Annotated in this window: 19 protein-coding genes (1 of these 19 running past the window's edge); 9 read left to right on the forward strand and 10 right to left on the reverse strand. The window is 59.3% G+C overall.

Annotation, left to right across the window (positions count from 1 at the left end; all coding sequences use genetic code 11):
* The 3 genes from I6G90_RS11950 to I6G90_RS11960 form a co-directional block, all read right to left on the reverse strand.
* A protein-coding gene (locus I6G90_RS11950) for an NAD(P)H-dependent flavin oxidoreductase (protein ID WP_197927656.1) crosses the window boundary here: on the reverse strand, positions 1 to 1,030 show its 5' portion. Its footprint begins 17 nt before the window's first position; only the first 1,030 of its 1,047 coding nucleotides appear in the window; its start codon is at positions 1,028 to 1,030; its stop codon lies off the left edge, out of view.
* Entirely contained in the window at positions 1,027 to 1,305 is a 279-nt protein-coding gene (locus I6G90_RS11955; protein WP_197927657.1) for a helix-hairpin-helix domain-containing protein, read from the reverse strand. The genes I6G90_RS11950 and I6G90_RS11955 overlap by 4 nt, the downstream gene beginning before the upstream one ends.
* Before the next feature lie 70 nt (positions 1,306 to 1,375).
* The gene (locus I6G90_RS11960; protein ID WP_197927658.1) at positions 1,376 to 2,017 is read right to left on the reverse strand and encodes a ribonuclease T2 family protein; all 642 of its coding nucleotides are present in this window, start codon (positions 2,015 to 2,017) and stop codon (positions 1,376 to 1,378) included.
* Between the two features lie 203 nt (positions 2,018 to 2,220).
* Here I6G90_RS11960 and I6G90_RS11965 point away from each other — a divergent pair, with 203 nt between their 5' ends.
* Positions 2,221 to 2,781 (forward strand): gamma carbonic anhydrase family protein, encoded by a 561-nt coding sequence (locus tag I6G90_RS11965; RefSeq protein WP_005343397.1) that lies wholly within the window; start codon positions 2,221 to 2,223, stop codon positions 2,779 to 2,781.
* 182 nt (positions 2,782 to 2,963) lie between these two features.
* On the opposite strand, the gene I6G90_RS11970 is transcribed toward I6G90_RS11965, so the two are convergent.
* Both I6G90_RS11970 and I6G90_RS11975 read right to left on the reverse strand, forming a co-directional pair.
* On the reverse strand, positions 2,964 to 6,002 hold the full coding sequence (locus I6G90_RS11970) for a cytochrome c peroxidase (protein WP_197927659.1): 3,039 nt from the start codon (positions 6,000 to 6,002) through the stop codon (positions 2,964 to 2,966).
* Between the two features lie 191 nt (positions 6,003 to 6,193).
* Positions 6,194 to 7,102, reverse strand: coding sequence for an SAM hydrolase/SAM-dependent halogenase family protein (locus I6G90_RS11975; RefSeq protein ID WP_058053288.1), 909 nt, complete (start codon positions 7,100 to 7,102; stop codon positions 6,194 to 6,196).
* Positions 7,103 to 7,300: 198 nt separating this feature from the next.
* Here I6G90_RS11975 and I6G90_RS11980 point away from each other — a divergent pair, with 198 nt between their 5' ends.
* The 3 genes from I6G90_RS11980 to I6G90_RS11990 all read left to right on the forward strand — a co-directional run bounded on the left by I6G90_RS11980 (position 7,301) and on the right by I6G90_RS11990 (position 10,780).
* The gene (locus tag I6G90_RS11980) at positions 7,301 to 7,765 is read left to right on the forward strand and encodes a hypothetical protein (RefSeq protein WP_058053289.1); all 465 of its coding nucleotides are present in this window, start codon (positions 7,301 to 7,303) and stop codon (positions 7,763 to 7,765) included.
* Between the two features lie 190 nt (positions 7,766 to 7,955).
* Positions 7,956 to 9,431 (forward strand): GGDEF domain-containing protein, encoded by a 1,476-nt coding sequence (locus I6G90_RS11985; RefSeq protein ID WP_139409823.1) that lies wholly within the window; start codon positions 7,956 to 7,958, stop codon positions 9,429 to 9,431.
* A 98-nt stretch (positions 9,432 to 9,529) separates the two neighbouring features.
* Positions 9,530 to 10,780 (forward strand): DEAD/DEAH box helicase, encoded by a 1,251-nt coding sequence (locus I6G90_RS11990; protein ID WP_197927660.1) that lies wholly within the window; start codon positions 9,530 to 9,532, stop codon positions 10,778 to 10,780.
* Between the two features lie 296 nt (positions 10,781 to 11,076).
* Here the strand turns inward: I6G90_RS11990 and I6G90_RS11995 are convergent, their stop codons facing one another.
* Positions 11,077 to 12,351 carry a lipopolysaccharide biosynthesis protein gene (locus I6G90_RS11995; RefSeq protein WP_197927661.1) on the reverse strand — a complete coding sequence of 425 codons (1,275 nt, stop codon included), beginning with the start codon at positions 12,349 to 12,351 and terminating at the stop codon, positions 11,077 to 11,079.
* Between the two features lie 228 nt (positions 12,352 to 12,579).
* Complete coding sequence (gene cphA / locus I6G90_RS12000) at positions 12,580 to 13,344, reverse strand: CphA family subclass B2 metallo-beta-lactamase (RefSeq protein ID WP_197927663.1); 765 nt, start codon at positions 13,342 to 13,344, stop codon at positions 12,580 to 12,582.
* A gap of 657 nt (positions 13,345 to 14,001) precedes the next feature.
* Here cphA and I6G90_RS12005 point away from each other — a divergent pair.
* The 4 genes from I6G90_RS12005 (at position 14,002) to I6G90_RS12020 (ending at position 17,079) form a co-directional block, all read left to right on the forward strand.
* The gene (locus I6G90_RS12005) at positions 14,002 to 14,889 is read left to right on the forward strand and encodes a hypothetical protein (protein ID WP_197927664.1); all 888 of its coding nucleotides are present in this window, start codon (positions 14,002 to 14,004) and stop codon (positions 14,887 to 14,889) included.
* The gene (locus tag I6G90_RS12010; RefSeq protein WP_197927665.1) at positions 14,879 to 15,322 is read left to right on the forward strand and encodes a hypothetical protein; all 444 of its coding nucleotides are present in this window, start codon (positions 14,879 to 14,881) and stop codon (positions 15,320 to 15,322) included. Before I6G90_RS12005 ends, I6G90_RS12010 begins: the two co-directional genes overlap by 11 nt.
* 275 nt (positions 15,323 to 15,597) lie before the next feature.
* Positions 15,598 to 16,506 (forward strand): hypothetical protein, encoded by a 909-nt coding sequence (locus tag I6G90_RS12015; RefSeq protein ID WP_197927666.1) that lies wholly within the window; start codon positions 15,598 to 15,600, stop codon positions 16,504 to 16,506.
* Positions 16,507 to 16,614: 108 nt separating this feature from the next.
* Positions 16,615 to 17,079, forward strand: coding sequence for a CesT family type III secretion system chaperone (locus I6G90_RS12020; RefSeq protein ID WP_232254358.1), 465 nt, complete (start codon positions 16,615 to 16,617; stop codon positions 17,077 to 17,079).
* A gap of 96 nt (positions 17,080 to 17,175) precedes the next feature.
* Here the strand turns inward: I6G90_RS12020 and I6G90_RS12025 are convergent, their stop codons facing one another.
* On the reverse strand, positions 17,176 to 18,879 hold the full coding sequence (locus I6G90_RS12025; protein WP_197927668.1) for an amidase: 1,704 nt from the start codon (positions 18,877 to 18,879) through the stop codon (positions 17,176 to 17,178).
* A gap of 269 nt (positions 18,880 to 19,148) precedes the next feature.
* Complete coding sequence (aguA, locus tag I6G90_RS12030) at positions 19,149 to 20,246, reverse strand: agmatine deiminase (RefSeq protein ID WP_197927669.1); 1,098 nt, start codon at positions 20,244 to 20,246, stop codon at positions 19,149 to 19,151.
* Between the two features lie 155 nt (positions 20,247 to 20,401).
* Between aguA and I6G90_RS12035 the strand changes: the two genes are divergently transcribed.
* Positions 20,402 to 21,355, forward strand: a complete 954-nt coding sequence (locus tag I6G90_RS12035; protein WP_197927670.1) for a LysR family transcriptional regulator — start codon at positions 20,402 to 20,404, stop codon at positions 21,353 to 21,355.
* 106 nt (positions 21,356 to 21,461) lie between these two features.
* On the opposite strand, the gene I6G90_RS12040 is transcribed toward I6G90_RS12035, so the two are convergent.
* Positions 21,462 to 22,028: a TetR/AcrR family transcriptional regulator gene (locus I6G90_RS12040; protein ID WP_197927671.1), complete on the reverse strand. Its 567-nt coding sequence runs from the start codon at positions 22,026 to 22,028 to the stop codon at positions 21,462 to 21,464.
* Between the last annotated feature and the right edge of the window lie 98 nt (positions 22,029 to 22,126).

Raw genomic sequence — 22,126 nt, forward strand, 5'->3', positions numbered from 1 at the left:
CTTTGATCCAGCACGCCATCAGCTCGCTGGCGGGAAGATCCCGGCAACCCGATACATTCTGCCCAGCCCAGAGCGGAGAGAAGCCGCTGTCACCTGTTTTTTCGGCGGCAGCACGCAGCGGTGCCAGTGCGCCACTTGCATAGGGGAAGTGAGGGGCAAACTCCGAGAGCAGGCCCAGCTCACGCATCAGGCGGTTGACGATACCCCGCGCAGGGCGGCCACTGAACAGATTGGTCAGTGCCGTCTGCTGGCCTTGGGGCGAGTGGAGGACGGTGCGATGGAACGCCGAGGTGGTCGCTTCATGGCAGCAGAGAAAGGCGGTGCCTATCTGTACGGCACTGGCCCCCAGCGCCAGCGCGTTGGCGATCCCCTTGCCATCGACGATACCGCCAGCGGCAATCACCGGCAAATCGGTTGCCGCGAGGATCTGTGCCAGCAGGGTCAAGGTGCTCTGCTGCAAGGCGAGATCATCAGAGAGGAAGTGGCCGCGATGACCACCCGCCTCCAAGCCCTGGGCGATGATGGCGTCGGCGCCGTGGTGAGCGAGCCAAATAGCCTCCGCTACCGTGGTGGCGCTGGCAAATACCTTGGCCCCCGCCGCTTTCACTTGGGCAAGCAGCTCGGGAGCAGGCAGGCCGAAGTGAAAGCTGACCACCGCTGGTCTGAACTCGGCCACCATGGCGGCATGTTCCTCATTGAAGGGGGCACGACTTGGCGCCGTCGTAATAGCTGGGGGAGGTACGCCGAACTCGGCGTAGTAGGGTGCAAGGCGCAGCTGCCAGCTGGCCAGCGCAACGGGATCCGGCTCCCGTTGCTGATGACAGAAGAAGTTGATGTTAAATGACCCAAGGCCGCTTTGGGAAAGATGCTCCAGTTCGCTGCGCAGCTCCGATGACGTGAGCATGGCGGCAGGCAAGGAGCCCAAACCGCCGGCTCCGGTCACAGCCAGCGCCAGCTCGCTGCCTTGCACACCGGCCATCGGCGCCTGAATGATGGGATAACGCATTCCCAGCTCGGTAAAAAGGCTCATCCATTCACCCCGTTTGTCGCGTCCGCTGCCAGATGTGCGCGGGCCAGCGCAATGGCGCCGTCGATGGCACTGCGCGCCTGCTGGCTATTCTGCCAACAGGTCGAGCCCACTATGCTGGCCACCAGCTGGACGATATGGGTAGTATCGGCCTCGGCCAAGCTGGCCAGGGTATGGTAGCCAAGCTGTTCTAGCCGCCCGATAACGGTCGGCCCCACCCCTTTCACCCCGAGCAGCAGGGCCCGCTCTGTCGGGCCAAACCGGTTGTTGCCATCCATCTGTCAGACTCCTTTCCGATAGCCGTGCTTGTACATCAGGCCCACAAGGGGCCCGATGGTGAGTGAAGACTTAACGCACGCTGCGCAGCAGGAAGTCCGGCTGACCACAGGAGCGGCGCTCGCGCTTTTGCATCTCGGCGGAGCAGGTGACCGCATCCGACCCCTCTTTATTGACGCAGATGTAGATCTCCCGCAGAAAACGGCCACCATCGGCGCAAGCCACCGTAATGTTGTCGGGGGCCAGCCACTCGTTGGCGCTCGCCAGATCGGCCTTGAGCTGGAAGCTGCTTTTGCGCAGCGGCTCTTCCGGGGATTGATAGGCTGCCGGGAGCTTCACCTTCTGGTGCAAATCGCTAGCCAACTGATGGAAGGCCTGCTGGCTCAGGCCGGAGCAGGTGCCGTGCTTCTCCCACTCATGGCGATAGAGGAAACGACTGGGGTAGAGGTCGGCAAACTCGCTCTCCATATCGGGATCGAGCCGTTCGCGGGTGCAGTTGCTGGGGTAACCACGCTCGTACTGGGGCCAGAGACCGTGCAGCACAAAGCCCAGCTTGCGGGAACACTGGTCACGATCGGCCGGTTTGACGGCGCAATGCTCGGGCGACCAGGAGAGCGCCATGGCGTAATAGTCAAACTCCCCCGCCTCCCCTTTGGCCTGCACGGCCGAGGAGAGCAACAAACCACCCGCCAACAGGGCAATTATCTTCTTCATCTATATATGTCCATCTAATGCGACTCGGGATGACAGCCATGCTCCCATATTCTGACGGCGGGAAACAGCCATGCCGAGACGGCGCGCGACAAGGGTCAGACCAGTCAGGGGGTTTCACCAGAGGGCGAGCGGGGGTAAGCTGACCGACCGGTAGGCTCCTCGCCCACCACCAGATAATCCTCTTGGCAACCACAGGATGTAACATGATCCGCAAGAATCCCTCCGGCCATCTGCCTGTCATCGACGAATCCGCCTATATCGACAAGACCGCCATCATCTGCGGCAAGGTGATCATCAAAGAGAATGTTTTTGTCGGCCCCTATGCGGTGATCCGCGCCGACGAAGTGGATGCCAACGGCGAGATGGAACCCATCGTCATCGGCGCCAACTCCAACATCCAGGATGGCGTGGTGATCCACTCCAAATCCGGCGCTGCCGTCACCATCGGCGAATACACCTCCATCGCCCATCGCTCTATCGTCCACGGGCCGTGCGAAGTGGGGAACCGGGTCTTTATCGGTTTCAACAGTGTGCTGTTCAACTGCCATATCGGCGATGGTGCCGTAGTGCGTCACAACTCGGTGATCGATGGCTGCGATCTGCCGCCGGAGTTCTACGTCCCCTCCACCACCCGCATCAACCAGCAGAGCGATCTGACCCATATCCCGCGGGTTTCGGTCGATGCCGCCGAATTCTCCGAAGACGTGGCTCACACCAACATCGATCTGGTTAAAGGGTACAAGGCGCTCTCCAACGAGTTCTGATCCCTCTATTTCCAGCGGGTTTCGGTGGATGCCGCCGAATTCTCCGAGGACGTGGCTCACACCAATATCGATCTGGTCAAAGGATACAAGGCGCTATCCAACGAGTTCTAATCCCTTTCTTTATTACCAGAGAACAAAACGGGCGCCGAGGCGCCCGTTTTTCATCTGACTATATATGAAGGCTAGATGGCCCTGACGCAGGTGGCGGCATGGGCCTCATCCGCCAGATCCCACAGCGGGTCGCCAGTGCTCAGATCGAGCAGCGGCAGCTCACCAGTCTCGTTAGCAGTAGCATCGCTGCTCCAGTAGCGGTTGTAGAGCGGCCACCCCTGCTGCTGGAGCAACTGATCCGTCGTTCCATCCTTGTTGTAGGCGGCAAACAGCACCTCCAACTCGGCCCGGGTCGGCAGACGCCAGTCATCATGACCGCGCGCCACCAGCTGCTGGCAGTAATCCCGCGCCCGCGCCTGCCCCATGGTCACATACTCCAGCGGGAAGGGGTTGTAGTCGCCATCGCTGTCACTGCTCACACCGTCATAGGAGATGGACAGACGCTCCGCCTCGTCCTTGGTCAACTGGCAGACAAAGGCAAGCTTGCCCGCCACCAGCTCGGGTTGACGGCAGCCCCGGGCAAAATCGGGCTGGGCATCCACCACCTGCACCGTCACGGTCAACGTGTGACGAGCCGTGGTCGCCACCAGTCGTGCCGTACCGACCGCCACACCGCGTACCTCGCCCTGCGGACTCACGGTGGCGAACTCCGGCTGTTCGCTGCGCCACTCAACAGGCGCATCGAGCAGGCCGAGAGAGCCATCGCTCAGTTGCCACTGCAGTTGCAGAGGGAGTGAGCGCCCCACTTCCAACTGAGGCTGAGCAGGCAGCACCGCCAATCCGGTGATCACGGCTCCCACCGGGGTCGGATCATCCGCCTCACTCACCCCCAGCTCAGCGACCGTGGCCGGGGTGCGACGCGGCTCGGCCGAGGCGCTGCGCAAAAACTCGCCAATGGCATCGAGCTCGTCATTGCTGAGGCCAAGAGCATGCAGGTGATCGGAGGCTTTGGGGAAGAAGGGATCATATTGATCCGCACCGGTCGGGAAGCCGACCCCGCTGCTCCACTTGGTCACACCAAAGTTATACATGGCCACCACCCCCTGCACCGAGCCGCCGATACGCTGGGCCAAGATCGGGAAGATGCCGTTGTGCATATAGGGGCCGGTGAAGGCGACATCCCGCAAGCTGGGAGTCTTGAAGCGGCCGATGTCTGCCTTGTCGTGGGTCTGCAGGAAACGACCGCGATCTTCCAGCTTGCCGCGACCGTAATAGGTAAGCCCCACACTCTCGAACCCGTGCTGACTAAGCAGCGGGCCGGAGTGGCAGTTCATGCAGCGGCCATCGGTACGGTAGAGGTGCATCCCCCACAGCGCCTTGTCACTGAGCGCCTGACTATCCTCTTTGACGAAACGCTCAAAATCGCTGTCGCGGCTGATGATGGTGCGCTCGAAGGTGGCGATCGCCTTGGCGATCCGCTCCAGCGTGATCCCCTGATCGCCAAAGGCGGTGGTAAAAGCAGCCTGATAGTCGGGGCTGGCCTGCAAGCGGGCCAGCAGCTCGTCATGGCTCAGTGCCATTTCGATGGGGTTCTGGATCGGATGAAGCGACTGCTCCTCCAGCGTGGCGACCCGCCCGTCCCAGAACTGAGTCGAGCTGAAGGCGCTGTTGAGGATGGAGGGGGCGTTGCGATTGCCCTTCTGACCCAGATGACCGACCGATACGCTCAGGCCGTCGCTCCACCCCTTTTGCGGATCGTGGCAACTGGCACAGCTGATGTCCCGCTCCCTGGAGAGCTGCTTGTCGAAAAAGAGCTGCTGACCCAGCACCACCTTGGCCCGGCTATAGGGGTTGTCGACCGGGAAAGGCACCGCCGGCAGCGGCCCCAGTTCCTGCCATTCCACCCCGTCATCCACCCGGGCGGCAGGCCATTGGGACGATGAGCCGCTGTATTGGGCGCGCAGAGTCGCCATGTCTGGCATGCTGCTGTCGCGTACCACAGAGGGTCGCACCGGATAGGGTGCAAGCGCATACCAGAGCAGACTGCCCTCTCCCTCATCCAGCCAGGTTCGGGTCGCCAGCTGATAGAGACGGGGCAGACCCGCACCATCCTGCAGCCAGAGCTGGGTGGGCAGGGTGACAGCAAAGGTATTGGGATAGCGCCATGCCGACTGGTCACTGCTCAGCAGCCGCTCGAATTCGGTGAGGGTCGGCAGGCGCCAGTCGCTACGGCCACAACCGCTCGGCACCGCCGCCAGTTGTGCTTGGCTGGCAACCGTCAACGCACCGGTGTCACTGCCATAAAGCCAGTATTGGCTGCCCTTGACCCCGCTGACTGTGCGCACATCGTGCAGGCACTGCCAGGGACCGCGTGCCACCAGCTGTCCCAGCTCATCGAGGCGCAGCAGATCAGCCGTCTCCGGCTCGTCCGGCTGGCTGGGATTGGCGGGATAGAGCTGGGTGCGGGCGGACTGGATCTGGGCGCTGTTGCTGCGCTGATACCAGCTGCGTGCCTGCTTGTCATCGCGCAGGGCCAACAGCATCTGCCAGCTGTCGGCATAGTCGAGCACGGCACCCGGCTGGCGCTGGGCCAGCAGGAAAGCGGCGTAATCCTCAATGGCCGCCTGTTGTTGTACACGGATCTCCTCTGCCCTGCCCCACTCGGCCTGACTGAGGGAACCATCCCCGCTCTGATCCGCCAGCAGGAAGAGCGCTGTCTCCTCCTCGTTCAATCCCAGCCGCGGCACGCTGTTGCGGCGCGCCAGAGTGATCCCGGCCGAGAGATCCGCCACCCGCACCGATACCGCACGCAGCAGATAGCCCTCGTCGCTGCCAAGCAGCTCCAGCGGCTGATCCAGTTGCAGACCTTCAGGCAAGGTGATGCGGGTGAGCTGGCCCGGTTCGATGGCCTGTTGCACGCGGATCCCGGTGGCGACCTGTCTCACCTCGAGCTGTGCACCCGCCCCCAGCCGATCCGCCACATTGACCTCTATGGTCAGGGGCACCCGGGTATGGGTTTCTGGCGGAACTATGGGTGGCGTGACGGGCGGGTCGGTCGGCTTGACGACCGGCGGGGTCACCTCGGGTGAGGGGGCCACCGACGTATTGCTGTGATTGTCATTGCATGCGGTCAGGGCCAGCAGGCTGAGCAGTAAAAGGCTGGTTTTCATTCGTTATGGTTAGGTGGTCAGACAAGTGCGCGATTATCCAACCAAATACCAATCATTATCAATTGCATTCAATTAATATGCTTTTTGACAACAACTCCTTATCCGCAACTCCTTATCAGCCAATGAGAGAGGGCAGCCTCCTTAGCTGCCCTCTCTTGCTTCAAACCCGCTTGTCGAAAGCCCGACAATCTTCAGGAGCACTTCTTCAGGCTGATATGCCAGTTGGCGCCGGATTGCACCTGATGCTTGGCGGCGAAGCTGTCCATGTTCAGCGCCACCGACACCTGCAGCAGGCTGTTGAGGTAGACCAGCGGCTGGCCTTCCGGCACATCGCCGAAGCTGCTGACGTAAGGTGCCTTGCCGTCATATTTGACCGCATCCCCTTCGCTGATCTTGATACAGGCGTTATCCCCCTTGTTGATCCCTGCCTTGGTCAGCAGCGCATCGTCGATATTGGTCCAGACGTTGCCGTACTGCACATCGAGGATCGGGATGGTGCCCTTGAGGGTGCCATCTTTCTCGGCGACCGCAGGCTGATAGGGGATCTTCACCACCTCAGCGGGCAGCAGCGGGCCGACCTGCTCGTAGCTGATGGCACCGGAGGCGAGCCGTGCGCCGGTATAGGCGTACACATCGCGGCCGTGGAAGGTGTAGGACTTCTCGGAGCCCTTGAGGCGATTGCGCTTCTCGTCGATCTGGCGCACCGCCTCGATGCCAAAGTGCTCGGCCACCAGAGTCAGGGTGCCGTTATCCGGGGTGACGATGTAGTGGCCGCTCTTGGTCTTGAGCACCACAGAGTGGCGATCGGTGCCCACGCCGGGATCCACCACGCTGACAAACACGGTCCCCTTGGGCCAATACTGCAGGGTCTGGTAGAGGCGGTAGGAGGCTTCCCAGATGTTGTAGGCCGGGATCTCGTGGGTCAGATCATAGAGCGGCAGGGTGCGATCCACCCCGAAGGCGACCCCTTTCATGGCCGATACGGCGCCATCTTTGAGGCCGAAATCGGTCTGGATCACCAGCGCTTCGTTGGCGGCGGCGATGCCGCTGGCCAGCATGAGGGCGAGCGCGATGGCGCGGGGAGCGGTGCGAATATCCATATCTGAACTCCTGAATCATCTGAGGATAAGGAAACGGCAACAGCCATTTAGACATCCAGACTGCCATTGATAAATTTTTTTGCAAGGAGTTTGCACCAAAGTGAGGGGCGACTCGCAGAAATTGTGCTCGCCAAACGGCGACAGCGGGGGTATCAAAGGCAGAATGGGAAAACGTTTACAATACAGGAGCCCGGCACCATGACACAACCCGTACCCGAGATGATGACACTGCTGCTGGAGATTGGTGAACAGAGCAGTCAGGTCTGGCTGAGCCAGCCAGATGGGGCCCCGTCACACTACCCGCTGGCCTTTGGCACCCACGCCATCCAGCCCGGGCCGTTTCGCCATGCGCCGCCCACCCCGCTCGAACTGGAACGGGCCATCATGGTGGTGGAAGATGAGCTGATGCGCATCGCCCCGCAGATCCCGCCCGGCTTGCAGCTGACCCTGCGCAGCCAGCCGTCACTGGCCGAAGTGCTGGGGGATAACCAGCTCGACCGGGATCTGGTGGAGCAGGCCTTTGGCCAGCTCGCCGCCATGGCGGAAGGAGATCCCCTCGCCGCCAGCTTGCTGCCCCGCGACGAGCACGTTGCCGCCGTATTGCTGATTGTCAGGGAGTGGCTGCACCATCTGGCGAGCGAAAGCGTGCTGATCGTCGAATAGCTGACTGCGCCGCCACTCACCAGCGTATCCCCCTCGGGAGCAACTATCCGCCCATTGCCGCTGGCGACCCCGCAGTCGGCGATGAACGGCAGCGGCGGACTCTTCCGGACTTGCTTTGACGTATACTCCAGCTAATCTGGCAACCAGCCAGCAATATCACATCCCTTTCACTCTGGAGACGCCCCTCGCCATGGCTTGGCATAAGGTTAGAATCGAACACCCCAAACTGACGCTGCTGGGGGTAACCCTGCTAATACTGACCGGATTGGGCTGCGTGTTCTATTACACCTATCAGAGCCTGCGGCACGACATGAACCTCATCACCGCCAAGCAGAAGAACGTGTTCGACGTGTTCTACCAGCGGGCCAAGATCCTCGAGGTGGAGAACATCACCAGCTATCTCGCCTACCAGCGGTCGCTGGAGACTCCCGCTCACCTCGTTCGCAACGAGTCGAACACCAACTACCTCTATGGCTACGACCTGAGAAGCAAGCACCGCTTTGCCGATGTGCCGCTGCAATACCCGGCCGCCAATATCCTCAATACCTTCCGCTATGCCCTCTCCTATCCGGAGGTGATCAACATCTACACCATCTGGAACGACTACCGGCTGATCGGCATGGTGGCCGACAACAAGCTGCTGCCCGCCAGACTGGCGCCGATCAAGGTGGATCTGATGACACTGCCCGCCTGGTATCACTACTTCGGTTGCGCCAGCTTTGCACCCGGCCGCCCCTTCTGCAGCGCCGATGAGGCCTTTGTCTCCGATATCGGTATCGACAGCTTCAGCATGCGCAAAACCATAGTGATGAGCTTCCCCTTCATTCATCAGTCGGGGCGCAGCGGCTACAAGTACGGGCTGCTTAGCATCGACATCGCTGTCGATGAGGCGTTTCGGGATGTGCTGCACCCCTTCGATGCCGTCAACCCGACTCGTACCGACATCTCGTTTGAGGCTGCCGAGCCCTGCCTCCCCTGGCAGATCTGCCTGAGCAAACCCTTTATGCGCACCAAGGCAGGGGAAGATCTCTATCTGAGGTGGTCCTACTCCTGGCTCGATTTCATCCAGCTGGCCTTTCACGGCCCAGCGTTCAAGATCTATCTCATCATCATTTTGCTGGTGATGGTGGCATGGAAGCAGATCTATCAGCGGCTGCGCACCCTGGCCCATACCGATCACCTGACCCGCTTGCCACGGCGGGACATTCTCACCCAGAGACTGCTGCACGAGCACGACTACCTGATGATCCTCGACATCGACAATTTCAAGTCGATCAACGATCTGCATGGTCATAGCATCGGCGATGCCGCGCTCATCGCCTTTGCCCGCCACCTCAAGGGCAGCATTCGCAAGATCGATACCGCCATCCGCTGGGGCGGCGAGGAGTTTATCGTGCTGTTTCAGGGGATGGAGGATGACGAGATGATGATCCATTCGGCCGAGCGGCTGTTAAACGCCCCCTTGCAGATCCCCGAACTGCCGACCCCCATCACCTTCTCCGCCGGGGTGATCCGCATTCGCGACTACCTCACCGTCACCGAGGCGGTGCATCTGGCCGACGAGCTGCTCTACCACGTCAAACAGCACGGCAAACACAACATCGCCTGCTACGAGGGCAAAACGATCCGACTGATCCGCCCGTTGCCGGACGACGCAGAGGCATAGCCGCCTTCTGCCGATCCCCCTGCTTCTGTTACCATCGCGGCCACGATGATTGTGTCGTTGTGGCCGCTGGCCGCGATAACCCCCTACTGGTGCCTTCTATGTCCATTGCCTCCTTTGCCGAACTGGCCCTCTCCCCCCGTCTGCAGCAGACCCTGAGCGAGCTCGGCTATGCCGCCCCCACCCCCATTCAGGCTCGCGCCATCCCCGTCATTCTGGCGGGGCGGGATCTGATGGCGGGCGCCCAGACCGGCACTGGCAAAACCGCCGCCTTTGTGCTGCCGCTGCTGGAGCAACTGATGCAACACCCGGCAAGCGACACCGCCCGCCCGATCCGCGCACTGGTACTGGTGCCGACCCGCGAGCTGGCGGTGCAGGTCGCCGAGAGTGTGGCGCGTTACGGCCAAGGCACCGGCCTCACCAGCACCCTGGTCTATGGCGGGGTGAGTATTGCAGCGCAGGTCGACGCGCTTCAAGCCGGGGTGGATCTGCTGATCGCCACCCCGGGCCGCCTGCTCGACCATCTGCGGCAAGGGGCTTTAAGTCTGGCGGCGCTGCGCCATCTGGTGTTTGACGAGGCGGATCGGATGCTCGACATGGGCTTTATGGACGAGATCAAAGCCCTGCTCAAACAGATCCCGGCGGATCGCCAGACCCTGCTCTTCTCCGCCACCTGCGACGACAACCTGTTTGCCCTCTGCAAGGTGCTGCTGCGCGACCCGGAATTGATTGAAGTGGCGCCGCGCAACACCACGGCGGCCGAGGTGGAGCAACGGGTCTATACCGTGGACAGTGATCGCAAGCTGGCGCTGGTCGAACACATGCTGAAAGTAAAAGGCTGGGCACCGGCGCTGATCTTCAGCCGCACCCGTCAGGGAGCTGACAAGCTGGCCCAGCAGCTCGGCAAGGCGGGCATCAATTCGCTGGCCTTCCACGGCGATCTGTCGCAAAGCGCACGGGAAAAAGTGCTGCTGGAATTTCGCGCTGGCACCCTGCAGGCGCTGGTCGCCACCGACGTGGCAGCCCGTGGCCTCGATATCACGGACCTCAACTACGTGATTAACCTCGAATTCCCGTTTGTGGCCGAGGATTACGTCCACCGCATCGGTCGTACCGGCCGCGCGGGCAACAAGGGGCTCGCCATCACCCTGTTCAGCCCGGAAGATGCGCCGCTGCTGGAAAAGGTGGAAGCAGTGCTCGACACCCGCTTGCCCCAGCAGTGGTTCCCGGGCTTTGAGCCGGATCTCACCCGCTTTGAGCCCGAGCCGCGCCGCAACAGCAAGGCGGCCCAGAAGCAGCGCGCCAGAAAGCAGGCGCTGGCGGGCAATAAAGGTAGCAAGGGGAAGCGCTAACCCCAGCGCCAACCCCCAGGATCGGAAGATCCCCTGATGGGGTCTCTCTTGGCCACTGACAGGGTTCGCCAGCGGGAAAATGGTCACTATAAGCTGAATTTATGAGTTTTCCCGAAATGACCCAACTTTAGCTTATACCACTGCCCCCAAGGCCCATCTGACGGCCAAGAGCCAGATCCAGGCCGCCAGAGGCCATAAAAAGAGCACGCCCGATCGGGCGTGCTCTTTTTCTCAGGCGGTTCACTCCGACCGCTGGTTCCAGCCATTGTCACGCCAGCCAACAGGCGCAGCCAAACCTAGGGCGCCGCCGCCAGCTCCGGTGGCAAATCACGCAGGATCTGCCGCTCCGCCATAGTCGAGAGGATAAACATCACCAGATAACCGAGCCCCAGCGCCACGATAATCGCCACCACGTTGGCGGTGAACTCGGCCACCAGATAGTAGGCGGCGACCAGCGCCACTATGCCCGCCAGCCGGATCAGCAGGCTCTGGGTAAAGTGGCCATGAGCCTTGATATAGGCGAGCTGATAGCCGTTGAGCATCATAAAGATAAAGAAGATGGAGAAGTGGAACAGCACAGGCACCGCCCCCACGTAGTCGGCGGGGAAGAACAGCAGCACCAGCGGTTTGCCCGCCAGCAGCATCAGGCCAAAGAATGCCAGACTGACGATGGCGGAGAGGCGGAAGATCCAGCGCCGGATAAGCCTTATCTGATGGTGATCGCCATTGCGCAGATTGACCGCCAGCTCCGGCAGCACAAAGCGGTAGATGGGGAAGACAAACAAGGTGGTCATATAGGTGAAGATGGGGCGCACCACCACCTGAAAATCCCCCAGCTCATCGATGCTGAAGTGGCGGATGGTGAGCAGCACTGTGATGTAAATCATCAGGATGCTGGCCCCCGCCTCCAGCGAGGCGGTAAAGCTCTTCTTCACATAGCTCACCATCTCGGGGCCGAGCGCCACTTTGGCGAGCGGCTTGGTGGCGATGGCCCGGCGCCGCGAGACATACATATAACCGGCGATGGCGAGCGACGAGAAGGTCAGCCCGTAGAAAAGCGAAGGGAGCGCATCCATCCCCAGCCCGAAATAGCAGGCCATAAACAGCAGGCCATTGGCCAGCGGCTCCAGCCAGGTGACCCGGTTGGAGAGCTCATACATCCGGTACATGGCCACCAGATTGGTAAAATAGACCTTGAGCCCCAGCCCGAAGATCACCCCCACCAGTTGCAGATACTCCACCCGGATATGAAGCCCGTGCTTGATATAGGGGATCACCGCCCCCCAGGTGAGCAGCACGATGCCGATGAGGAAGTAGCGAAAGATATTGATGATGTCCCGATCGTTCTTGGTCTGGGAGTAGCTCACCACCATGGAGGAGCGAAAACCGGTCATCAGGATAAAAGAGAGGGAGATCAAATCCACCACGCTGTTGAACAGCGCCAGCTCCCCCTTGGCGACCCACTGCGCCAGCCACACCTTGAAGGCGAAGCCGATAACGATGCTGACCAGCGAGGCCCACATCCCGGTGATAAAGGCCTGCTTGAGGCGCGCGAGAGAGGCGTATTGCATAACGAAAATGGATAACTTTCAGGGAAAAGAGAGAAGGCCATCTTATGAAAGCCTCCCTCCCTTGAACAGCCTTAATCTCGACGCCCCCACGCCCGCAACAAGTGGCCGCAGAAAAGTCGCAACCACAAAACCCCCGCTCATTCCCTGCAAGCGGGCGTTTTGTGGTGTGCCGTTATGGCCGCTGCTTGCAGCAATGGCAAGGCTTGCAGGCGGTCTGTCATGCGGCGGTTATGACTGCGGCGCCGCCTTGATCAGCGCCTCGTAGTGATCAATCAGATCGGGGCCGTGCAGCGGCGAGTCGTGGCCGCCTACCACCGTCTTGATCGGCAACTTCATCGCTTTGAGTCGCTCAATGGTCTGCGGGTAGGCCTTCACATTGGCAAAGCTCAGGTTGCCCAGCTTCTCCTTGAGGATGCAGTTGCCATAGAGCACCTGCTCATCGGGGAAGTAGACAAAGATGCCGTCCGGCGTGTGGGCCGGGCCCGCGTAGAAGGCACGCACCTTGCCCTCTTGCAGCGTGAAGTCGCCATCGTGCACCACGTTCGGCAGCACCAGCGGCAGATCCGGATACTCCGGCAGCCCCTTGCGGGTAAAGGCGACAATCTCGGCCCAGTCGCTCTTCATCAGATCCCGGGTCTGGCGCGTCGCCACCACCTTGGCCCCGATGGACTTCCAGTAGGCGTTACCGCCCGCCCGGTCGGTGTGGTAGTTGGTGTTGATCACCTCCAGCACCGGCTTGCTGCTGACCCGTTTAATCAGCTTGTGCAGCTCGCGGGCGGTATCCGGCGTCCAGGTCGCCCCCACCACCGTCACCCCCTTGGCCCCGAAATAGACCATGGAGTTCTCTTTGACGTAGTAGTTATCCTCCACCACATAGACAGGGCCGCTCACCTGCTTGAGTTCGATCCCCGCCGCCCGCACGCTGCCACCCCAGAAACTCGCCATCAGCACCACGGCCCCGGCCAATCCGCACTTTATCCAACCTTTCATCATCTTGCTCCCTCGAACCAACCGCCCCTCGCCACCCCTGTGGCAAGCCGGGCCTTTTAAGCAGTGAGCAGAAGATACGGGGGATTTGTGAGGGGAAAATGAGGTTGTGTGAAGTCTGGGTGAAGTCAGGGGAAGGTCCGGAGAAATCAGCTGTGGCCTCCTATTCGCGAACGTCCGAATACACTTCGCTATTCGAACCTGCAACACAGATAGCGACCCCTCACCCTAACCCTCTCCCGGGGGAGAGGGGATGGCCCGTGCCAATTCCACGCTACTCATATTCACCCGCACCACAGAGCCAACACACAACCAGCGGAGCATATTTGCTCCCTTCTCCCACTCTTGATCACAGACAAGGGGAGAAAGGCCGGGGATGAGGGGGAGGTAACAATAAGCTCCATCATGTAGGGTCGATTAGCACAGCGTAATCGTCCGTTTACCGTGAAAATGATGATGGCAAGACTAGCAGGACACCATGGATATCAACGGCATTTCGGTAATCTTATTTCACGCTGGCCCAAGTACGCTTAGTAGCTATTCGCACTGAAGACCCTCTTGTTCTCCTCTCCACAATACCTCATTATGGCTACCGTGCTCATCCGGGTATCAATGTTTGGTCGTTGTTCATGTATACATCTAATGCTGAAATGGATTACGTTTATGCAAATAGAAAGTTCATACAAAAATAATATATGCTTGAAAATTGATTTTCAAAAAAACTCTGAAAAACCTCAACGGGTTTTTGACTCCATGAGTCTTCTAATTAGTAGCGTTGAAGAGTTCCACGAAAGTGTCTTACACGCAGTAGATACAGAAATCAGACCTTTCCTTCTATTATCAGATATTAATGAAGGATCCATAAAATCTTGGCTCACCATCAATATAGACGGTGAAATCCCTAATGAAAAGCAAAGTAAATTCATTGGGTTCATGAACTATTGTACAGAACGATTAATCACCTTTATAAAAGACAAAGATACTATAACAAATGTAGATGAATTAGACCCTCTTATAAATGAACTTCATAGAAAAGCCGATGAGCTTAGACTCGAAGAATTCCCGAATGTCTTTGACCTTAACAGATATCGATTGTTGAAATCTTATACATCCATCAGTGATGCATCAGGAAAACTTAATGCTCATGATGATATATATGTTTTAGCAAATGGGCATACTGTAAAGCTTAATAAAAATTTCAAACTGACAAAGGATGACATTGATTTACTAATCGTGGATTCAACTCGAAGCAATATAACAAAAGAAACTCTCATCATTAAAAAAGCAGATTTCATTGGTAACTCCATGTGGGATTTTATTAAAGGGAAAACAAAAATATCAGCTAAGATGCGTGTTCCTGAATGGTTGACAGAGTTTCATAATCGGAAGGTATTAGTGGCACCTGGAGATGGCCTATTATGCGATTTAGTTACTATTGTATTTTATGATAAATATGACAAACCTGTAGAGACAAAATATGAAGTAATCAAGGTGCACAACCCTGTAGAAATGCGGTTTTATAAACAGGGGAATTTTGACTATGAAGAATAATGTCTACTCAAATGCAAGAATAACATTGCTTTCCGAGTATTTGTTTATACTTTTGCCATTTATTGTTATTGGAATGGTAAAATTATACAAATCAAGTATGGGTGACTTTTTTGCTGCTGCAGATTGGAGTTTTGCATCTGCAATCCTATTCGGCCAAGCAATAGTGAAAATTGTTAGCGCTGGTGTTATCAATAAAAACTCCGCTTCGCCAAGAATAGTTTTGATAATTACGTTGCTTTTTATAATGGGGGTCACGCCATGCTTAATTCTTATTGCGATAATTTTATTGAACGATGCCAATTCAATTTACATAATGACCATTCAAGTAATCCTCTACATTGTTGCGACCTCTATATTCTTTTGGATTGGTTCAGCTGCACATGTAATGATTGATGAAGTATTCGAACAGAAGAAAGAAAACCCACCAGCATAGCGGGTGGGTTTGTTTTTGTTATTACCTGTCAAACTCGGAATATGTAACTCACAGCGGCAATCCCCCCAACAGCGGCCTCCGTGGCGGCACCATACGCTTGCTGCCATGGACTCAAAATCTGAGGCCACACTGCAACCGGCTCTCCTCTCACACACGCCAGCGCAGGCCAACCCCAAACTAAAATAGTGCAACCATGGCTAATAAACGGCGTTTTTACTGACGGGTATGATGCAGGCCAGATGTATCGCTTGTTAGTGAGATAAGGAACCAAGGTCATGGCTATTCATGGAGCTACCCCGGTGATGTTGAAGGCTATCGACAGTCTGCAGCTCGCCGACGTCAATCCCGGCAACAATCAGAAGCTTGCCCTTCATCTGGGTGAAGGCAAGGAGTACACCATTCATATCGGCAAGAGTGGGGATGTCTCCGTACAACGGGACCTGGCCCATTTAAGCACGCTGGGCCGCATCAAAAATGCGGTGATCGATTTCTTTAGCCGAGCCGCCACCAAGGGGGAGAGTGCACTCACCACCCGGGCCACTCAAATTCAGTCCGAGGTGCAGCGGCAGCTGACTGAGCTTGGCCAGATCAAGAAGCTTGTGCAGCAAGCCTTTAACCAGCCCATCAGCGAGTTCAAAAACGATGCCCAATATCTGAAGCCGGGCAGCGATCCCAAGACCGCGACTCTGGCGGATGTGACCGACTCAAACAAGAATCGGCTGGGTCTTGAGACCATGAGTGATTCCTCCCGGGAATTTGCCATGGAGCACTTCTCCAGTTTTATCAACGGGAGAGACGCCATCTTCGGCCTGCTGAGTTCCCGTGCCATCGAGCAGACCACTACGTTGTTCGCCTCGCTGAGCAACGATCCCAAGGCATTGCAAGAGGCATTGAAGGTGCAGAGTCAGGAGTCTGAGGTGTTCAACGCCAAGGTCAATGCCGAGTTCAATCGCAGCTTCGTCCAGCTGTTTGAGCAAAGAGCCAACGCCGAGCTGGACGCCCTGACCAAGGCAAACACCCGCGCCAACAAGACCTCACCGCTGGTCGAAGAGCGCACTGGCTCATCGGACGGGGAGAACGTCGCCGCCAAGATGAAGAAAAGCGTGCGCTTTAACGACAATCCGGTGAGCGATGTCCGGATGTTCGAGCTGGAAGAGGGCCGAGCACTCAATATCAAGGTGTAACCCTTGCCATGAATATGGATGACGGCCCGGCCCGCTCAGTGGCGGGCCGTCTCTTGGTGAGCTTGCCCTGCCCCTTCGAAGACGACCGGGCAACCGGACTGGAGTGTTGTGTTGGATATCTATCAGAAAATCGTGGCCGAGCTGTCGGTCGAGCCGCTGGCCTTCGATGAAAACGGCGTCTGCACGTTCGAGATCCAGCGAGCAGCAGAGGAGGCGAGCGCCCCCTTTGTGGTCAATATCGTGGCTCAGCCCGACGAAATGGCGCTGGTGCTCTCGGTGACCACGGCGAGCGATCTTCCCGAGCGCCTGTCGCGCGAATTGTTCCTGCGCTTTGGCGAGCATGCCCTCGCCCCCTTGCGCCATGACTACGGGGTCGGCATCTATCCGGGCACCGAGCGGGTATCGTTTTTCTCCCGGATAGCGCTGGGGAGCTATCGTCCGCAGCAGATCAGGGAGAGCCTCGCCGATCTGCTGGAGAAGGCCCACGAGTGGGAGGCCAGTTTGTCCCAAGATGAGCAGACCCCGCCTGTGACAAAAAGCGAGATGGGCGCGGGCCAGAACATCCGGGTGTGATGGCCAAAGCCAGAAAATGGACGAAAAAAGAGGGAGGCATGATGCCTCCCTCTCTCTTTGTCTCTGATCTAACAACTATCAGGCCCGCGGCGGCGATCATACCAACGGCGGCGTCCGTGGCGGCACCATCCGCTTGCTGCCGGTGGACTCGAAGGCCGAGGCGAAGCGCAGCAGCTTGTTGTCGTCATAGGCGCGACCGGCGAAGGTCAGACCCACCGGCATACCGATATCGGCCATCACCCCCATGGGGACGGTGACAGTCGGCACACCGAGATGGCGAATGGCGAGGTTGCCGTTGGCAACCCAGATGCCGTTGCTCCAGGCGATATCGGCGGAGGCCGGATTCACATCCGCGTCAGCCGGGCCAACGTCGGCCACAGTCGGGAACAGCACGGCGTCGAGCTTGAGCCCGTCCATCCAGTCTTCCAAGTCCAGCTTGCGGGTCTTTTCCAGCCCACGCAGGCCATCCGGCACTGTGGCGATCTCGTCCCAGGATTTCAGGCCGCGCTTGGCCATATTGACGTACTCATCCATGCCCGCCGCCAGATCGCCCTCGCGGTTCGGCAGGGTGCCCGGATCGTGGGGGAAGATCTGGGGGCCATCGACATCGGCCAGCTTGTTCAACTTGGGATCGCCGTTGGCGCGCAGGAAGTCGTCGAACGCCCAGCCGGAGAGCTCCCACAGCTCGTCGTTGAGAAACTCCGGACTCACGATGCCGCGATTGAACACGGTCGGCGCGCCGGGTCGGTCCCCTTCGCAGTTGGATACCAGCGGGAAGTCCACTTCGATAACCTCAGCGCCCGCTGCTTCCAGCGCCTTGCGCGCATCTTCCCAGAGGGCAATCACGGTCTCGCGGGTATGGATGCGCTGACCGGTCGGGCCGCCGATACCGGGGTTGTCGCTGGTGCCAGCCAGTTCATCCTTGTTGATAAACATGCGCGGCACGCCGAGGCGCTTGCCCTTTAGGGCATCGGCCTTGGCAGCCAGATCCAGATAGGAGGCCGGACGCACTTCGGAGGCCTTGGGCAGCTGCACCCAGGGCTGCATGCGCCACAGATCGCCACGGGTATCGGCATCGTCGGCCACTACCACATCCAGCACTTCCAAAAGATCGTTCATGGTGCGGGCATAGGGCACCACCACATCCATGGTCGGAGTCAGCGGCCAGTTGCCGCGCACCGAGATGACGCCACGGGACGGGGTGTAGGCACACAGGCCGTTGTTGGAGGCAGGGCCACGGCCGCTCGACCAGGTCTCTTCGGCCAGACCAAAGGCACAGAAGCTGGCTGCAGTGGCAGTACCGGCCCCGTTGGAGGAGCCGGAGGCAAACGGCGCGGTCAGGTAGTCGGCGTTGTAGGGGCTCTCGGCACGGCCATAGACGCCGCGCTGCATGCCGCCATTGGCCATCGGCGGCATATTGGTTTTGCCAAGGCAGATGGCACCGGCGGCGCGCAGCCGCTCAACGGTAAAGGCATCGCGCTGGGCCACCAGATCCTTGAAGGCCGGGCTGCCGGAGGCGGCGGTCAGCCCCTTGACCAGATAGCTGTCTTTGGCGGTGTAGGGGATGCCGTCGAGCGGCCCCAGGGTCTCGCCACGGGCACGGCGGGCATCGGAAGCCTCGGCCTCTTTCAGCGCATCGGGATTGGCGACCACCACGGCGTTGAGTTTGGTGGCAGTCTCGGGGCCGTTGTAGGCCTCGATCCGGGCCAGATAGGCCTTGACCAGTTCGACCGCTGTGGTGCGGCCTGATTCGAGCGCGGCACGCAGCTCGGCAATGGAAACCTCGGTCACTTCGATCATTTTGATCTCCTGTAAAAGGGTGACTGTTTGTCATGATGATCGCCGCATCAGCGCCTGCGACCATCACACCATCAAGAGATAAAACCCCACGGCGTGGGGTTTTGAATACTCACCGGAACCGGTTTGCGACCCGTCGCGAGAGGCCGTCAGTAAGGTGAAGAGCTGCACAGGAACCGGAGCGTATAAACATACGTGAGCCCTCGGTTTCACATAAGCGAACAGCACATAAGCCTTGATCACGGCCTCGCAGCAGGATCGTCATCCGGTTCTTATTTGCCTGAGGGGATCTGCTGGGTAATGCAGTGGATATTGCCACCGCCCAGCAGGATCTCGCGGGCCGGTACGCCAATTACGGTGTGATCCGGGAAGATCTCTTCCAGAATACGCTGGGCTTCGCCATCGGTTGCGGCATCCAGCAGCGGGTAGACGATGCGATCGTTGGTGATAAGGAAGTTCACGTAGGAACCGGCCAGACGGCCTTCTGCCTCGCGCGGCACACCGCTGCCGCTCTCGACACCAGCAGACTCTTCTTCGGTGCAGTAGAGCGGGCCCGGCTGGGGCAGCTTCCAGATTTTGAGCTTGCGCCCCTTGGCATCGACCGCCGCTTCCAGCACCTTGAGGGCGGCTACGGAGCGGGCGTACTGGGGATCGTTCTGGTCGCCAGTCCAGTGCAGAGCCACTTCACCCGGACGCACGAAGCAGCACATGTTGTCGATGTGGCCGTCGGTTTCATCCATGTAGACGCCTTCGTCCAGCCAGATAAAGCTGGTGACGCCGAGATAGTCGCGCAGGTGCGCTTCGATCTGCTCTTTGCTCAGGTGCGGGTTGCGGTTTTCGTTAAGCAGGCACTCGGCGCTGGTCAGGCAGGTGCCTTCGCCATCGACGTGGATGGAGCCCCCTTCCAGAATGAGCGGCGCGTCGTAACGAGCCATGCCGTGCTGGGCCAGCATCTGGGCTGCGACCTCTTCATCCTGATTCCACGGGTAGTAGAGACCGCCCTTGTGACCGCCCCAGGCATTGAAGCCCCAATCCACGCCACGGCACTCGCCTGCGGCGTTGGTCACAATGGTGGGGCCGGTATCGCGAGCCCAGCAGTCATCGCTGTTCATTTCGACCAGAGTGACATGAGCGGGCATGATGGCGCGAGCCTGCTCCATAAACTGGGCAGGCACCCCCATAAAGACCGGGGTGGCGCCGCCGATGGCATCCGCTACCTTGGCAAAGATGGGCTGGGCGAAGCGACCGGCTTCACGCCAGTTGTCCGGGCGATACGGCCAAATCATCCAGACAGCCTGCTGATGCGCCCACTCGGCGGGCATGGTGAAGCCGTCGGCGGCCGGCGTGGAATGAATGGTCTTGATGCTCATCGCAAGGCTCCTTGCATGGATTGAGGCCCCCATTTACGCCAAAACGGCGCGGGAATCCTGAAAAAATAACAGTGGGTCGCAGAGTAAGACGTTGCGCCCCCATCCATCAAATGAATAGGATGGATTGTCCCATAAACACGGCGAATAATCCCCCCATGAAACTGCACCAGCTCGACCTCAATCTGCTGCTCGCCTTTGACGCCCTGATGACGCAGGGCAGCGTCACTCGCGCCGCCGAAGCGCTCTTTATCAGCCAGCCCGCCATGAGCCACTCCCTTAACCGGCTGCGCACCTTTCTCGGTGACCCGCTGCTGGTGCGCACCCCGCAGGGGATGCTGCCGACCCCGCGCGCCCAGCGGCTGCATCTCGGGGTGCAGCAGGCGCTGCGGCTGCTGGAGCAGCAGCTCAGCGAAGAGGAGGAGTTTGAGCCGATCCATTCCAGACGCAGCTTCGTGCTCTGCACCACAGATTACGTGGAGTGCGTGCTGATCCCGCCGCTTATTCAGCGGCTCAGACGGCTGGCGCCTGGGGTCACCATCGAGATCAGGATCCTGCGCGACACCCTGCCCGAAGCCGAGCTGGCGAGCGGCGAGATCGATCTGGTGCTGGGGTTTGACGAGTACATGCAGGTGCCGGGGTATCTTGGCAAGGAGACCTGGCTCACCGAGCCGCTGGCCGGGCTGGTGCGCGCCGATCTGCCGATTGCCAAATCGGCCCACGCAGGTGCCGAGGATGATCCCTCTCAGTGGCAGGAGCGCATTACCTTGCAGCAGCTCATCGCCATGCCCCATGTGTTCCACTCGCCGCTGGGCACCTCGGAGGCGAGCCTCGACCGCTATCTGAAGAGTCAGGGCTTTAGCCGCACCATCTCGGTCAATAGCCAGAGCTATATGTCCGCCGCCGCCATCGTCAGCCAGAGCGATCATCTCTTGGTGTTGCCCAGCATGGTGGCCGAGCTGCTCGCCACCCACTGGCCGCTGAAAAGCCTGCCGCTGCCCGCAGACGTGCCGGATTATCACCTCAACTGCGTCTGGCACCCCGTACATGCCCAGCAACCCGCACTGGTGTGGCTGAAAGATTTGATGAAAGAGCTGGTGGGGCCGAGGTAAGGACGCTGCGTCTGGCACCAAAGGTTGATGGATAAACCCGGCAAGTGCTGAGACCAGAAACAACAGTGGCTCCCTCGGGAGCCGCTGTTGTTTCTGCGTTATCGCGTTACGCCCGCAGGGCCCGCATCAGCTGGGCGACCACGTCGTCGAGCAGGGGGCGATCGGGGCGGCACTGGGCGAAGGTGACCAGCCCTTGCAGGTTGATCAGCAGCAGGGCGGTGAGGGTGCGGATATTGCTATCCGGGGCCAGCTCGCCTTTTGCCTGTGCCTGTGTCAGCAACTCGGCCAGATCCTGCTCCAGTTCGCCGTAGATGGCCTTGACCCGCTGGGTCAGCTCCTCATCCTGCTCGCTCAACTCCATCATGGTGCGAGTCACCAGACAGGAGCCGCAAAGCGCCTCTCCCACAATCCCGTCGAGATAGGCAGCAAGGCCCGCCAGCGGGCTCGAGTTGTCGAGCAGGGCGCGGCGCAGGGTGCGTTTGCCATCGACATAGTGATCCACCGCAGCCAGCAGCAGGCCGCGTTTGTTGCCAAAGGCGCCGTAAATGCTGCCCGGATGCAGACCGGTGGCGGCCACCAGCTCCTGCATGGTGGTCTTGGCGTACCCCTTGGCGCGAAACGCTTCCATGGCATTTCGCAGCACCTCGTCCCGATCAAACTCGGCAATGCGCATGGTTCCTCCCGTGGGAAATGGCTCACCGGCAAGGGCAAAAAGACCCGCCGATAAAGAGTGGCTGGAAAGGGCGGCAAGTTTACCCCAGCCGCCCGCTC

Origin of the sequence: Aeromonas allosaccharophila, from assembly GCF_016026615.1 — a bacterium.
GTDB lineage: Bacteria > Pseudomonadota > Gammaproteobacteria > Enterobacterales > Aeromonadaceae > Aeromonas > Aeromonas allosaccharophila.